Origin of the sequence: Amorphoplanes friuliensis DSM 7358 (genome assembly GCF_000494755.1) — a bacterium.
GTDB lineage: Bacteria > Actinomycetota > Actinomycetes > Mycobacteriales > Micromonosporaceae > Actinoplanes > Actinoplanes friuliensis.
The window spans coordinates 8,833,623-8,845,978 of the sequence record NC_022657.1 but is presented as its reverse complement, the minus strand read 5'-3'; the positions used below and the strand labels follow the sequence as shown (position 1 = coordinate 8,845,978).

General features: G+C 69.3%; 15 protein-coding genes. 10 read left to right on the top strand and 5 right to left on the bottom strand.

Features of this window, described 5'->3' with window-relative positions; translation table 11 throughout:
• Positions 1-3 precede the first annotated feature (3 nt).
• Positions 4-513 carry a CAP domain-containing protein gene (locus AFR_RS40810; RefSeq protein WP_023562708.1) on the bottom strand — a complete coding sequence of 170 codons (510 nt, stop codon included), beginning with the start codon at positions 511-513 and terminating at the stop codon, positions 4-6.
• Between the two features lie 114 nt (positions 514-627).
• Entirely contained in the window at positions 628-1,335 is a 708-nt protein-coding gene (locus AFR_RS40805; protein ID WP_023562707.1) for a sensor histidine kinase, read from the bottom strand.
• Between the two features lie 187 nt (positions 1,336-1,522).
• Here AFR_RS40805 and AFR_RS40800 point away from each other — a divergent pair, with 187 nt between their 5' ends.
• The 10 genes from AFR_RS40800 (at position 1,523) to AFR_RS40755 (ending at position 9,729) form a co-directional block, all read left to right on the top strand.
• Positions 1,523-2,221 (top strand): response regulator transcription factor, encoded by a 699-nt coding sequence (locus AFR_RS40800; RefSeq protein WP_023562706.1) that lies wholly within the window; start codon positions 1,523-1,525, stop codon positions 2,219-2,221.
• A gap of 85 nt (positions 2,222-2,306) precedes the next feature.
• Positions 2,307-4,646 (top strand): chemotaxis protein CheA, encoded by a 2,340-nt coding sequence (locus AFR_RS40795; protein ID WP_023562705.1) that lies wholly within the window; start codon positions 2,307-2,309, stop codon positions 4,644-4,646.
• A gap of 1 nt (position 4,647) precedes the next feature.
• Positions 4,648-5,085: a chemotaxis protein CheW gene (locus tag AFR_RS40790; protein WP_023562704.1), complete on the top strand. Its 438-nt coding sequence runs from the start codon at positions 4,648-4,650 to the stop codon at positions 5,083-5,085.
• Positions 5,085-5,957, top strand: coding sequence for a hypothetical protein (locus tag AFR_RS40785; RefSeq protein WP_023562703.1), 873 nt, complete (start codon positions 5,085-5,087; stop codon positions 5,955-5,957). The genes AFR_RS40790 and AFR_RS40785 overlap by 1 nt, the downstream gene beginning before the upstream one ends.
• Positions 5,958-5,972: 15 nt before the next feature.
• Complete coding sequence (locus AFR_RS40780; protein ID WP_023562702.1) at positions 5,973-7,166, top strand: protein-glutamate methylesterase/protein-glutamine glutaminase; 1,194 nt, start codon at positions 5,973-5,975, stop codon at positions 7,164-7,166.
• Positions 7,163-8,008, top strand: coding sequence for a CheR family methyltransferase (locus AFR_RS40775; protein WP_023562701.1), 846 nt, complete (start codon positions 7,163-7,165; stop codon positions 8,006-8,008). Before AFR_RS40780 ends, AFR_RS40775 begins: the two co-directional genes overlap by 4 nt.
• A 15-nt stretch (positions 8,009-8,023) precedes the next feature.
• The gene (locus tag AFR_RS40770) at positions 8,024-8,401 is read left to right on the top strand and encodes a response regulator (RefSeq protein WP_221478700.1); all 378 of its coding nucleotides are present in this window, start codon (positions 8,024-8,026) and stop codon (positions 8,399-8,401) included.
• Entirely contained in the window at positions 8,398-8,877 is a 480-nt protein-coding gene (locus AFR_RS40765) for a chemotaxis protein CheX (RefSeq protein ID WP_023562699.1), read from the top strand. The genes AFR_RS40770 and AFR_RS40765 overlap by 4 nt, the downstream gene beginning before the upstream one ends.
• Positions 8,874-9,236, top strand: a complete 363-nt coding sequence (locus AFR_RS40760; protein ID WP_023562698.1) for a response regulator — start codon at positions 8,874-8,876, stop codon at positions 9,234-9,236. The genes AFR_RS40765 and AFR_RS40760 overlap by 4 nt, the downstream gene beginning before the upstream one ends.
• A gap of 7 nt (positions 9,237-9,243) precedes the next feature.
• Positions 9,244-9,729 carry a hypothetical protein gene (locus tag AFR_RS40755; protein ID WP_023562697.1) on the top strand — a complete coding sequence of 162 codons (486 nt, stop codon included), beginning with the start codon at positions 9,244-9,246 and terminating at the stop codon, positions 9,727-9,729.
• A 140-nt stretch (positions 9,730-9,869) separates the two neighbouring features.
• Here the strand turns inward: AFR_RS40755 and AFR_RS40750 are convergent, their stop codons facing one another.
• The 3 genes from AFR_RS40750 to AFR_RS40740 are packed head-to-tail and all read right to left on the bottom strand — an operon-like array spanning position 9,870 to position 12,355.
• On the bottom strand, positions 9,870-10,931 hold the full coding sequence (locus AFR_RS40750; protein WP_238547196.1) for a sulfotransferase family protein: 1,062 nt from the start codon (positions 10,929-10,931) through the stop codon (positions 9,870-9,872).
• A gap of 43 nt (positions 10,932-10,974) precedes the next feature.
• Positions 10,975-12,069, bottom strand: coding sequence for an AI-2E family transporter (locus tag AFR_RS40745; protein WP_023562695.1), 1,095 nt, complete (start codon positions 12,067-12,069; stop codon positions 10,975-10,977).
• 49 nt (positions 12,070-12,118) lie between these two features.
• The gene (locus tag AFR_RS40740) at positions 12,119-12,355 is read right to left on the bottom strand and encodes a hypothetical protein (protein ID WP_023562694.1); all 237 of its coding nucleotides are present in this window, start codon (positions 12,353-12,355) and stop codon (positions 12,119-12,121) included.
• Between the last annotated feature and the right edge of the window lies 1 nt (position 12,356).

Below are 12,356 nucleotides of genomic sequence, written 5' to 3'. Positions count from 1 at the left end.
TGGTCAGTGCCAGCCGAAGACCTGGGTCCAGTAGTACGTGCCGTTCGGGGCCTGCTGCACGCCGGCGCCGAGCGCCTTGACGTCGCAGTTCAGGATGTTGCGCCGGTGCGGCGGGCTGGCCATCCAGGCGGCCATGACCTCGGCGGTGGTGTTGAAGCCGTAGGCAACGTTCTCGCCGGCGACGGCCTGGTATCCGGCCGCCCGTGAGCGGGTCTCGAAGGTCGATCCGCGCCAGCCGAAGTGGCCGAAGTCGCCGGTGGCGGCCATGTAGTGGCTCTGCCGCACGGACGCCACGGTCAGTTCCTCGTCCTCCTCGAGCGCGGAGCAGCCGTTACGCACCCGCTCCTCGTTGGTGAGCGCGATGACCTCGTCGCCGAGCACCTGCGACGTGGTCGGCCCGGCCGCCACCGTCGCCGGGACGATGGTCTCGGCGTGCACCGCGGTCGCCGAGAGCCCGAGGAGTGCGGCCGGTGCGGCCGCGACAAGGGCGAGACGTCGGACGGAATCGAACACTTGTTGCCTCCCGATCCACCCCGGGCGCCTGTTCGCCCGGCTTCGTTATCGGATCGGCTTTTCGGCTGTACGTCCCTTCTTTCGCTGTTTCACGGACTTCGTGCGGTGGCTGTGTCAGCCTGAGGGATTGAGGGGGAGGCCGATGACCGCGCCTGCCCCGGTGTCGGGGTCGAAGGTCAGCTCCACGGAACCACCGTGGCGGGTGACGATGGCCTCGGCGATCAGCATCCACACCGCGGTGCTGCGGCGCCGGTGCGGCGGCTCGGGTGTGGCGAGCATGCCGGCCATCAGGTGTTCGTCGGTGAGCTGCTCGGCCTGGCGCGCGGTGACGCTCACGGTCCAGCCGCCGGGGCCGGTCGTGGTGCTGACCGAGGCCGACCGGTCGGCCGCACCGCTGGCCACCGTTCCGATCACGGCGTAGAAGAGGTCGCGCAGCAGTCCGGCGTCGGCCACCAGGGGCGGTCCCGTGATGGCCTGGACGGTCGCCGCCGTGTACGGCTCCCGGCTGGCGAGCAACTCGGCCGCCTCGGCGATCGAAGTTCCCAGGTCCACCCGGCCGGGCTGCAGCTCGAGGTCGCCGGTCTGCAGCCGGGTGACGACCATCAGGTCCTCGACCAGGGTGAGCATCCGGTCGGTGTTCCGGCGTACGGCGGCGAGCGCGAGTGATCGTTCGGTCGGCGCGAGGTCGTCCGTGTCGAGGCTCTCGGTGAACGAGGCGATGGTGGTCAGTGGTGTCCGCAACTCGTGCGAGATCACGGTCAGGAAGCGGGCCTGCATCGCGCCGCCCGAGAGCGTCGACGGTGCGGAAGCGGGGATGCGCACGCTGAACTATAACTTTCCGTATATGAACGGACACGTCACGCTATCGTGGTTTTGGACATTTCATCTTTCGTCGTCCGCGGTCGCGGGGGACGCCAGCAAGACGCTGACCGATGCCGCTCACGTGCCGTGACAGCTGGTCAGCCGTGCGTCTGGGGACGCAGCGTTGGGGGGTCATGGTGATGAGGGCATGAGCAGACTGCTCGTGGTCGAGGACGACCCGGACATCGCGCTGGCTCTGCGGCTGCTGTTCAGCCGGGCCGGCTACGAGGTGGCACACGCCGGCGACGGGCGTACCGGTCTCAAGGAGGCCTACGCCGAACACCCCGATCTGGTGGTGCTCGACGTCGGCCTGCCCGAGATGGACGGCTGGCAGGTGCTCGAACGGCTGCGGGACGTCTCGGACGTGCCCGTGCTGGTGCTCACCGCGCACGGCCAGGAGGCCGAGAAGGTCCGCGGACTGCGCGGCGGGGCCGACGACTACCTGACCAAGCCGTTCGCCAACAACGAGCTGCTCGCCCGGGTCGAGGCGCTGCTGCGCCGCTCGTCCGGCGGGCAGAACAGCTGGGCCAGCCAGATCTACGACGACGGTCTGGTGCACCTCGACCCGACCAAACGGCGCGTCTACGTCAAGGGTGACGAGAAGCGCCTCACGCCGACCGAGTTCCGGCTGCTCAACGCGCTGGTGCGGCACGCGGGTGCGGTGCTGAGCCCGAACCAGCTGCTCACCCAGGCCTGGGACGACCCGACCGGCATCGGCCAGGAACGGGTCAAGTTCGCCGTCCTGCGCCTGCGCCGCAAGCTCGGCTGGTCGGACCCCGAGGAATCACCGATCGAGTCCGTCCGCGGATTCGGCTACCGCTACCGGCGTCCGGGTGGTGACGCTTGAGCCGGAAGAGGTAGCAGTCCGGGTGTCCTCAGGTGAGCACCCGGTAGGTCGATGAGGGCTTTGGGAAACGAGCAGGAGGTAGTCCGTGGAAGACCTTGGTGAGATCGTCGGCGAATTCCTCATGGAGAGCCACGAGAACCTGGATCAGATCGACCGGGATCTTGTCGCCCTCGAGCAGGAGCCGGGATCGCGTGATCTGATCTCACGCATTTTCCGGGCCATCCACACGATCAAGGGCACGAGCGGGTTCCTGGCCTTCTCCAGGCTGGAAACGCTCGCCCACGCCGGTGAGTCGTTGCTGTCGCGTCTGCGGGACGGTGTCCAGCCGGTCACGCCGACGACGATCACGACCTTGCTGGCCACGATCGACGGCGTCCGGTCGCTGCTCGAGGCGATCGAGCAGGACGGCAACGAGGGTGATGTCGACGTCGACAGCATCATCACCGCCGTCCACGCGCAGATGAACGCTCCCGCGGAGACTGCCGCCGCGCCGGCCGCGCCCGCGGAGCCGGCCGAGACGCCGGAACCGCTCGAGGAGAAGGCCGTACGCCCGGCGCCCGAGCCCGTGGAGGGGCAGCGGAAGCCGCTCGGCGAGATGCTCGTCGAGTCCGGTGCGGCCGCGCCCAGCGACGTCGGCTCCGCCCTGCAGCAGCAGCTCGAGGGTGACGAGCGCAAGCTCGGCGCGATCCTGCTGGAGGAGGGCAAGGCGGCCCCCGCGGCGGTCACCGAGGCCCTCCAGGCGCAGACGCCGAAGCGCAGCGTCGCGGACAGTGCGATCCGGGTCGACGTCGACCTGCTAGACGGTCTGATGAACCTCGTCGGTGAGCTGGTCCTGGCCCGCAACCAGCTGGTCCGCGGTGTGATGGAGACCGGCGACTCCGGTCTGGTCCGCAGCGCCCAGCGGCTCGGCATGATCACCAGTGAGCTGCAAGAAGGCATCATGAAAACGCGGATGCAGCCGATCGAGCACATTTGGTCGAAGCTGCCGCGGGTCATCCGGGACCTCAGCCAGTCGCTCGGCAAGAAGGTCGAGCTGGTCATGGAGGGCAAGGAGACCGAGCTCGACCGCAGCCTCCTGGAGGCGGTCAAGGACCCGCTGACCCACCTGGTCCGCAACGCCGTCGACCACGGCATCGAAGAGGCCGACAAGCGGGTCGCCGCCGGCAAGTCGCCGGAGGGCACGCTGACGCTGCGGGCGTACCACGAGGGTGGGCACGTGGCGGTCGACGTGGCCGACGACGGCGCGGGCATGGACGTGAACCGCATCGCCCAGAAGGCGGTCGAGAAGGGCCTGCTCCGGGCCGATCAGGTCGCCGGCATGGACAAGCGCGAGATCATGGCGATGGTCTTCCAGCCCGGCTTCTCCACCGCCGCGAAGGTGACCAACGTGTCCGGCCGCGGTGTCGGCATGGACGTGGTCAAGACCAACATCGAGCGGATCGGCGGCGCGGTCAGCGTCGACTCGACCCTCGGTGAGGGCACCGTCTGGCGCCTCACCATCCCGCTCACCCTGGCGATCATCCAGGCGCTGACGGTCGACTGCGGTGACCAGCGGTACGTGGTGCCGCAGGTCGCGGTCCTGGAACTGGTCTTCATCGACGGCCAGTCCACGAAGATCGAATATGCGTCGGGTGCGCCGGTCTACCGGCTGCGCGGCAAGCTGCTCCCGCTCGTCCGCCTGGACCGGGCCCTCGGGCTCGACGTCGGCGGCGACCAGGGTGTCTACATCATGGTGCTGCACGCCGACGGCCGTCGTTTCGGGCTCGTCGTGGACCGCGTCCTCAACACCGAGGAGGTCGTGGTCAAGGCCCTCAACAGCCGCTTCAAGGACATCGGCCTCTACGCCGGCGCGACGATCCTCGGCGACGGCAAGGTCGGGCTCATCCTCGACGTCTCCTCGCTCGCGCGCCGCTCGCACCTGACGGCCGAGTCGGACCGGGAGAACCTCGTCGCCACCTCACGGGCCGCGGGCGCCGCCGGCACCGGGGAACGACTGCTGGTGACCGCGGTCGGCGAACGCCGCGTCGCGATCCCGCTCGACGCGGTGACACGGCTCGAGGAATTCCCGAGGGACCGCATCGAGCACGCCGGCTCCCGCGAGGTGGTGCAGTACCGCGGGCAGATCCTGCCGCTCGTACGGCTGTCGCACCTGCTGGGGGCGTACAGCGAGGTGGAGGAGAGCGACACCGTGTCCGTGGTCGTCTACAGCGAGGGCGAGCGCAGTGTGGCGCTGGTCGTCGACCGGATCGTCGACATCGCCGAGAACCAGACCACGGCCCGCCGCGAGGCGGAGGAGGACGGCCTGGTCGGCACCGCGGTGATCCAGCAGCGGGTGACCGAGCTGCTCGACGTGCGCCGCGCCATCCTCGCCGCCGATCCGAACTTCTACACCGAGGCGGCCGACGAGATCCTGGTGGAGGCCTGAGATGGCGAGCCGTCAGTTCGCGACCTTCGAGGTCGCCGACCAGCTCTTCGGTGTCGAGGTGCACACGGTCCAGGAAGTGCTCTCCTACAACGAGTACACGCCGGTGCCGCTGGCGCCGCCGGCCGTCGGTGGCCTGTTCAACCTGCGCGGTCAGGTGATCGCGGCCGTGGACCTGCGGGTCCAGCTCGGCCTGGTCCGGCAGGCGATGAAGGGCCCCGTGATGAACGTGATCCTGCGCGGTGACGGCGAACCGGTCAGCCTGCTGGTGGACCGGATCGGCGAGGTCGTCGACCTGGACGACGAGGCCTTCGAGCCGCCGCCGGACACCCTCAGCGGCCCGACGCGGGAGCTGGTGGTCGGCACGTTCAAGCTCGACGGGCGCCTGATGCTCGCCCTCGACGTCAACCAGGCCGTCGACACCTATCGAGCCACCACCTGATGTACAGCCTCGTCAGCGCCCCGGTACTCGGCTTCGACCTGACCCGCCTCGGTGGCGGGTCGGCCACCGCCGAGGTGCTGCTGCGCGCCCTGCGCCTCGGCGTCGGGGACCTGCCCGTGCTCGCCCAGCGGCTGCCCGACGAGGGTGTCCGCGGGCCGCTCTGGGTCGAGGTGGAGAGTGCGGCGCGGCGGATGCCGAGCCTCAAGGGCCTGAAGGCGGACGACCCGGCGAGCCAGCTGGCGCTGGTCGAGCGGGCACCGATCGGCTCGGTCGACGCGCTGCTCACCTGTCTGCGCTACGACGTGATGGCGTGGACGTGGACGGGCAAGGGCCGCGACGCGAAGCAGACCGAGGACGCCGCGTCGGCGACCGCGCTGCTCTGCGACGCCGCCGTGGCCAGCTATCTGCGTGAGGTGCTGGACGACTCGACCCGCCGGATGCTCGGCGCGGGCTGGGTGTCGGCGCTGCGCAAACTGCCCGCGGGCAAGCCGATCGACCTGGGACCGCACCACTACGCGATCTCGGCGCTGCTGGACCGGCTCCGGTCGATCCGGCCCAACGACCTGACCCGGTTGCTGCAGTCGGCCGAGGACGCCCGCCGCAACGCCGGTGGCTGGTCCCCGGCCGTGCACTCGGCCTCGTGGGCGGCGTACCTGTCGGACCGGGTGCGGACCGCCGCTGCCGCACAGATGCTGCTGGTGCAGGCGATCGACACAGCGGCCATTCCGCTGGCCGACCGCGCGGGCGGCGTCTGGAACATGCTCAGCGGTGCGGTCCAGGCGCTGGTCGTCCGCGATCTGCTGGACACCGCCACGGCTCACCGGCTGCTCGCGCCGGTCGTCGCGGCGCTCGGCCCGGCTTGGCTCGGGTGAAGGGCCGGTGAGCTCATGATCAAGGTCCTGGTCGTCGACGACTCCGTGGTCGTTCGCCGGCTCATCGTCGACTCGCTGACCGGCGCGCCGGACATCGAGGTGGTCGGCACCGCCGCGAACGGCCTGCTGGCCCAGGCGAAGATCGATCAGCTGAAGCCGGACGCGGTCACGATGGACATCGAGATGCCGCAGATGAACGGCATCGAGGCGGTCCGCGAGCTCCGCAAGCGCCACAAGCACCTGCCGGTGATCATGTTCAGCACGCTGTCGGCGGCCGGGGCGAGCGCGACGCTGGAAGCGCTGTCCGCCGGTGCCACCGACTACGTGACGAAGCCCAGCAATGTCGGGTCCATCCAGGAGTCGATCGCGGCGGTGCGGGAGCAGCTCGTACCGAAGATCCATGCGCTGGCCGGACGCCGGCGACCGGCCGGACCACCGGCTCGGCCCGGGCCGCCCCCGGGACGGCCCGGTCTGGCACCGCCCGCCGCTGCCCGGCCCGGAGCTCCCGTGCCCGGACGTCCCGGTCTCGCCGCGGCGCGACCCGGCGCACCGGTCGCCGGTGGGCCCGCCCGCCCGGTGCGGCGCGGCGGTCCCCAGGGTCGTGTCGACATCCTCGCCATCGGTTCGTCGACCGGCGGTCCCGACGCGCTCACCAAGGTGCTGCAGGGCCTGCCACCCGATCTGCCGGTGCCGATCGTCGTCACCCAGCACATGCCGCCGGTCTTCACCCGGATGTTCGCCGAGCGCCTCGACCGCAGCACACCGCTGCGGGTCGTGGAGGCCGGCGACGGGATGGAGCTCGCGCCGGGCACCTGTTACATCGCTCCGGGGGACAAGCACCTCGTGCTGCAGCGCCGGAGCACCGCGACGCTGACCCAGCTCAGCGGCGCGCCGCCGGAGAACTCGTGCCGTCCGGCGGTCGACGTGATGTTCCGTTCGGTGGCCTCGCTCTTCGGAGCCGCGGCCTTCGCGACGGTGCTGACAGGCATGGGATACGACGGACGGGGTGGTGCGAAGGTGCTACGTGAGGCCGGAGCCGAGGTCCTGGCGCAGGACGAGGCCAGTTCCGTGGTGTGGGGCATGCCCGGTGCCGTTGTCGGTGCGGGTCTGGCCGACGAGGTGCTTCCGCTGGACCGGATCGCCGCCGCACTCGTCCAGCGTGTCCAGGTGGGACGTGGCGTGGCCCGCCCGGCGGCGGTGACCCGATGACCCTGTCCGCAGCCGACTTCACCTTCGTCTCGACGCTGGTCCGGCGGGAGGCGGCGATCGTGCTCGCCCCCGGCAAGGAATACCTGGTCGAGGCGCGCCTGATCCCGGTCGCCCGGCAGGTGGGCGCGGCCAGCGTCGCGGAGTTCCTGGCCAACCTGCAGCGCCGCCCGAACCCGGCCGATCAGCGGCGGATCATCGACGCGCTGACCACCAACGAGACCTCGTGGTTCCGTGACCGGGAGCCGTTCTCCGCGCTGACCGACGTGGTGCTGCCCGAACTTGTCCGCCGGCCCGGCGCCAACCGCAAGGTACGCATCTGGTCGGCCGCCAGCTCGAGCGGCCAGGAGGCGTACAGCCTGGCGATCACGTTGCAGGAGAACCTGCCGGCGGGCTGGTCGTACGAAATCATGGGCAGTGACATCTCCACCGAGATGATCAAGCGGGCCGAGGCGGCCGAGTACAGCCAGGTCGAGGTCAACCGGGGTCTGCCGGCGGCACAGCTGGTCCAGTACTTCGAGCGGGCCGGCGCGCACTGGCGGATCACCCAGTCGTTGCGGCGCAACGTCTCGTTCAAGCTGATGAACCTGACGGCCCCGCTGCCGCCGATGCCCCCGTTCGACGTGATCTTCCTTCGCAACGTGCTCATCTACTTCGACGTCGCGACGAAGAAGTCGGTGCTGCGCAACGTCGCCCGGCTGTTGCGGCCGGACGGCTGGCTGTTCCTCGGAGCGGCCGAGACGACCATCGGCATCGACGACAACTACGAACGGGTGGCGGCCGGCCGGACCTCTGCCTACCGAGTGCGGAGCGCGGTGCCTGCCGGCGCCGCGAGGAAGGGGTGAGCTGCGGTGCGTGCCATGGTGATCGACGATTCCCGCGCAATGCGCATGATTCTGAAGCGCATCGTCGCCAAGCTGAACTTCGAGGCGATCGAGGCAGGTGACGGCCAGGAGGCCCTCGACCTGCTCGCCACGATGACCGAGGTGCCGGAACTGGCCCTCATCGACTGGAACATGCCGAACATGAACGGCCTCGAGTTCGTGACGAAGGTCCGCGCCGAACCGCGCCTGCGGGAGATGACGCTGGTCATGGTCACGACCGAGAGTGAGCAAAGCCAGATCGTCCGGGCGCTCGCCGCGGGCGCCCACGAATACGTGATCAAGCCCTTCACCGAGGGCGCGATGATCGAAAAGCTGGCCCTCCTGGGCCTCGTCCCGACCGGAGCGAACTCATGAGTGTCGAAGCCTTGGTCAGTGCGGATGATCTCGCCGAGATGGTGGAACAGGTGTGGGTCTCCTACCTGGACCCCGAGGGCGTTGCACCACTGGTACCGAACGGTGAGGTGAAGCAGCCGTCGGAGGTGCACTCGACGGTGTCCATCACCGGCACGTGGCACGGGCACCTCGTGTACGCGTCGTCCCGCGAGGCCGCGAAGAAGGCCGCGGCGGCGTTCCTCGCGATGGAGCCGGACGAGGTCGGCCAGGAGGACATCTCCGACGTCCTCGGCGAGCTGGCGAACATCGTCGGCGGCAACGTCAAGGCGATGCTGCCCGCGGGCTGCTTCCTGTCGCTGCCCACGGTGGTGCTGGCGCCCGACACGGCCTCGTACTACCCGGCGGCCGAACGGATCAGCGGCCTCTACGGCATCTGGGACGGCGAGCCGGTGTCGATCTCGATGTGGCAGAGCACCAACAAGGAGGCGAGCGCATGAAGATCCTGATTGCTGACGACAGCCGGGTGATGCGGCAGATCGTCACCCGGACCCTGCGCCAGGCGGGATTCGGGGACCACGACCTGGTCGAGGCGGCCGACGGCCAGCAGGCGTTCGACAACACGGTCGCCGAGAAACCGGACCTGGTCATCTCCGACTGGAACATGCCGGAGATGACCGGCATCGAGGTGCTGCGCAAGCTGCGGGCGGCCGGCAACGACGTCAAGTTCGGCTTCGTGACGTCGGAGTGCACGGCCGAGATGCAGCAGGCGGCGGAGGCGGCCGGTTCGGCCTTTTTCATCGTCAAGCCCTTCACCGCGGAACGTTTTGACGAGGTCTTCTCACCTATTTTGGGATGATATAGCTATGTCTGACACGTCGGTTATCCCCGTCGCTCTCACCGTCCGCAACCTCTTCGAGGACCTCCTGGGCCGGGACGTCAACGTCTCACCGGGTGATCCCATGACCGCGGCCGACCTGTCCACTGGCGTGATCGCTATCTACACGGATACCTCGCAACAGCTGTATGCGGTGCTCGGCATGCAGCTGACACTGGCGGCCAACGCCGGCGCCGCACTCGGTCTGCTCCCGGCCGGCGCCGCCGAGGACAGCATCGAGGAGAAAAAACTCTTCCCGAACCTGGCCGAGAACGTCTTCGAGCTGTGCAACGTGCTGACCAGCCTGCTCAACCGGGAAGGGGCACCGCACGTCAAGCTCTACCAGGTGATCTACCCGGGCATGGACCTGCCGAACGACGCGCGCGCCCACCTGCTCGCCCTCGGCAAGCGCCTCGACCTCACCGTCGAAGTCGCCCGCTACGGCAAGGGGAAGTTTTCGCTCTCGGTGGCCTGACAAGCATTCCGAGGCAAAATCAAAATCTGAAAAGGCATGTCGTAGGTGGGTGCATGGTTCTGACCGTCGCTCCCGCCGAGAACGGGCGGGGGCCCACCTTACGGTGCCCCCGCCCTGCCATGTCCGTGCTTGGTTGAAGGTCAAGAACCGTTGGACAGGTGCTTCGTCTCGGCGTGGCCGGTCAGTGGGGTGGGGGCTGTGCGCTGGGGGAGGACGACTGTCGGGGCGTAGGCGAGGTCGTCGGTGCGGCGGAGGAGGCCGGCGGCACGGCTGAGGCCGCGGCGGGCCGGGATCAGGCGCTGGGGTGCGGCGGAGATGCCGTAGCGCAGCAGCTGGGCCGGTGCCGGGCGGAGGGTGCCGGACAGCTCGTAACCGCTCGACTCGAGGCGGGACCCCAGGGCCGCCTCGCAGAGCGCGATCTCCTCGGACGTCAGCCGCGTCTGCCAGCTCTGCACCCGCTGCGTGGTCACCGGTGTGTGCGTACGCGCGTGCCAGGTCTTGAAGGACGGGACCGCGACGTCCGCGACGGCTGAGGGTTCCGCCATGGCCGGGTCGTAGTCCTCGCCGAGGTAGGCGCAGAGTTCGCCGAGTTTGCCGTGCGGGTCGGCGACCAGGTCCTCGTAGCGGAGCTCGTGCCACTGCGAAGGGCCGAGCTGCCGGGCGGCCCGGCGGGCGTCGTCGACGGCGCGGGCCCAGGCGGCCACGGTCGCGTAGATGTCCTTGCGGTGCCAGGACATCTCCTTGAGCGAGGCGACGCAGTCCCGGCCGTCCCGCACGATGTTGATGAACTGGGCGTCCGGGAAGAGCCGCAGCAGGATGTCGATGTTGTGCAGGTACGCGGGCCGTTTGTCGCCCCACCGCGGTTTGTCGAAACGGGCGGCGTACTGCTGGAAGATCGTGCCGAGGGCGGAGCCGAGCGTGCCCGGCCCGGCGGTGATCCGTTCGACGATGTCCTCGGCGTCGAGGCCGAGGTCGCAGAAGCGGGTCTCGCGGCGGTCGACGATCCGGCGGGCCAGCGCTCGGCGGTTGGACGCCACGCTCAGGTCGCCGAAGTCACGCCGTTCCCAGTACGCGGTGAGCATGAACCGGGTCTCGGGCGGGATGGCGATCCGTGGGTGGGCGTGGAGCATGAGTTGCAGCATCGTGGTGCCCGATCGCGGGCAGCCGACAACAATGATCGGACGGTCTGAGCTGTAGCGCACCAGGCCTAACGTATGCCAACAAAACGGAAATATTAACGACCTGTCAAGGCGTGTCGCGAATCGTCTCAGAACCGCTCGAATCAGACATAGGGAGAGCGGGCTCCGGACGGCCGTGCCGACTGTCCCAGATGTCGCGGGCGATGATCTGGATGATGCCGGCGACCGGGATGGCCAGCAGCGCGCCGAGGATGCCGGTGAGCTCCACGCCGATCAGGATCGCGAGCAGCACGGTCAGCGGGTTGAGCCGCACGGTGCGCGAGAAGATCAGCGGCTGCAGCAGGTGGTTCTCCAGCTGCTGGTAGATCACGAAGAACACCAGCACGACGACACCGGCGGTGACCGAGTCGGTGAACGCCGCGAGCACGCCGACCACCGCACCCAGGGTGGCTCCGACCAGTGGGATCAGGTCGGCCAGCCCCACGAAGAGCGCGATCAGGCCGGCGAACGGGACGCCCAGGATCGCCAGCACCGCGTACGTGAGCAGGCCGCAGATGAGACTGATCAGCAGGTTGCCGGTGATGTACCCGGTGATGGTCCGCGCGCAGGCGTGGCCGACCCGCCGGATCCGCTCGGCCCGCCGCTCGCTGAAGAGCCCCAGGAAGCCGTCGACGACCTTAGGCGCCTCGAGCACCATCAGGTAGGACAGCACGAAGATCGTCACCGCGCCGGCAACACCGGTGGCCGCACCGCGCAGCACTGTCAGCGTCGACGCGCCGAGCCCCGAGAGGTAGCCGCGGATCTGCCCCGCGTGACTCTCCGCGTAGTCGAGCACGTGGAAGCGTTCGGCCAGACTGCCGACCGGTCCGCGGCCGGCGCGGACGTCGGCGATGATCTTCGGCAGCTGGTCGGCCAGCTGGGTGCCCTCACGGACCAGCGGGACGACAAAAACCGCGATGAGCCCGCCGATGACCGCGACCGCGACCAGGTAGACGACGAGCGTCGCCAGCCAGCGGCGCATCCAGCCGATCTTGCGGTCGAGCCAGGAGACCGCCGGATGCAGCGCCACCGCGAAGAACACCGCGATCACGATCCAGGTCAGAACCTGACGGGTCTCGTACGCGAGCAGGAGCAGCAGCAGCGTCGCCAGCACCAGGCCGATGACAACCATCGTGTACCGCGCGACGGTTCGATTGTCCACAGGGGTCACCCGCGGGGCCTACCCCGGCTTTCACCTGCGCAAACGGGAATCATGAGGAACCGGGCCCCGGCTCGCCCGGCGTGGGCGTGGCGGGGGTTCCCGGCTCCTCCGTCCGGCCGTACCCGGCGGTGATGAACCGCATGCCGGCGAGCAGGACCGCGGCGATCGGCACGGCGATGAGGAAACGGATCAGCACCTGGCTGATGTCGACCTCGTCGGTGACGTAGCGGTACAGCGCCGGCGCGCTCATCAGCAGCGCGAACAGCAGGACGGAGGGCCGGATCACG

What these genes read in the sequence shown, in the direction of transcription:
- AFR_RS40800 (WP_023562706.1), top strand. Translation starts at nt 1,523, where the DNA reads ATGAGCAGACTGCTCGTGGTCGAGGACGACCCGGACATCGCGCTGGCT.
- AFR_RS40790 (WP_023562704.1), top strand. Translation starts at nt 4,648, where the DNA reads ATGGCGAGCCGTCAGTTCGCGACCTTCGAGGTCGCCGACCAGCTCTTC.
- AFR_RS40785 (WP_023562703.1), top strand. Translation starts at nt 5,085, where the DNA reads ATGTACAGCCTCGTCAGCGCCCCGGTACTCGGCTTCGACCTGACCCGC.
- AFR_RS40780 (WP_023562702.1), top strand. Translation starts at nt 5,973, where the DNA reads ATGATCAAGGTCCTGGTCGTCGACGACTCCGTGGTCGTTCGCCGGCTC.
- AFR_RS40775 (WP_023562701.1), top strand. Translation starts at nt 7,163, where the DNA reads ATGACCCTGTCCGCAGCCGACTTCACCTTCGTCTCGACGCTGGTCCGG.
- AFR_RS40770 (WP_221478700.1), top strand. Translation starts at nt 8,024, where the DNA reads ATGGTGATCGACGATTCCCGCGCAATGCGCATGATTCTGAAGCGCATC.
- AFR_RS40765 (WP_023562699.1), top strand. Translation starts at nt 8,398, where the DNA reads ATGAGTGTCGAAGCCTTGGTCAGTGCGGATGATCTCGCCGAGATGGTG.
- AFR_RS40760 (WP_023562698.1), top strand. Translation starts at nt 8,874, where the DNA reads ATGAAGATCCTGATTGCTGACGACAGCCGGGTGATGCGGCAGATCGTC.
- AFR_RS40755 (WP_023562697.1), top strand. Translation starts at nt 9,244, where the DNA reads ATGTCTGACACGTCGGTTATCCCCGTCGCTCTCACCGTCCGCAACCTC.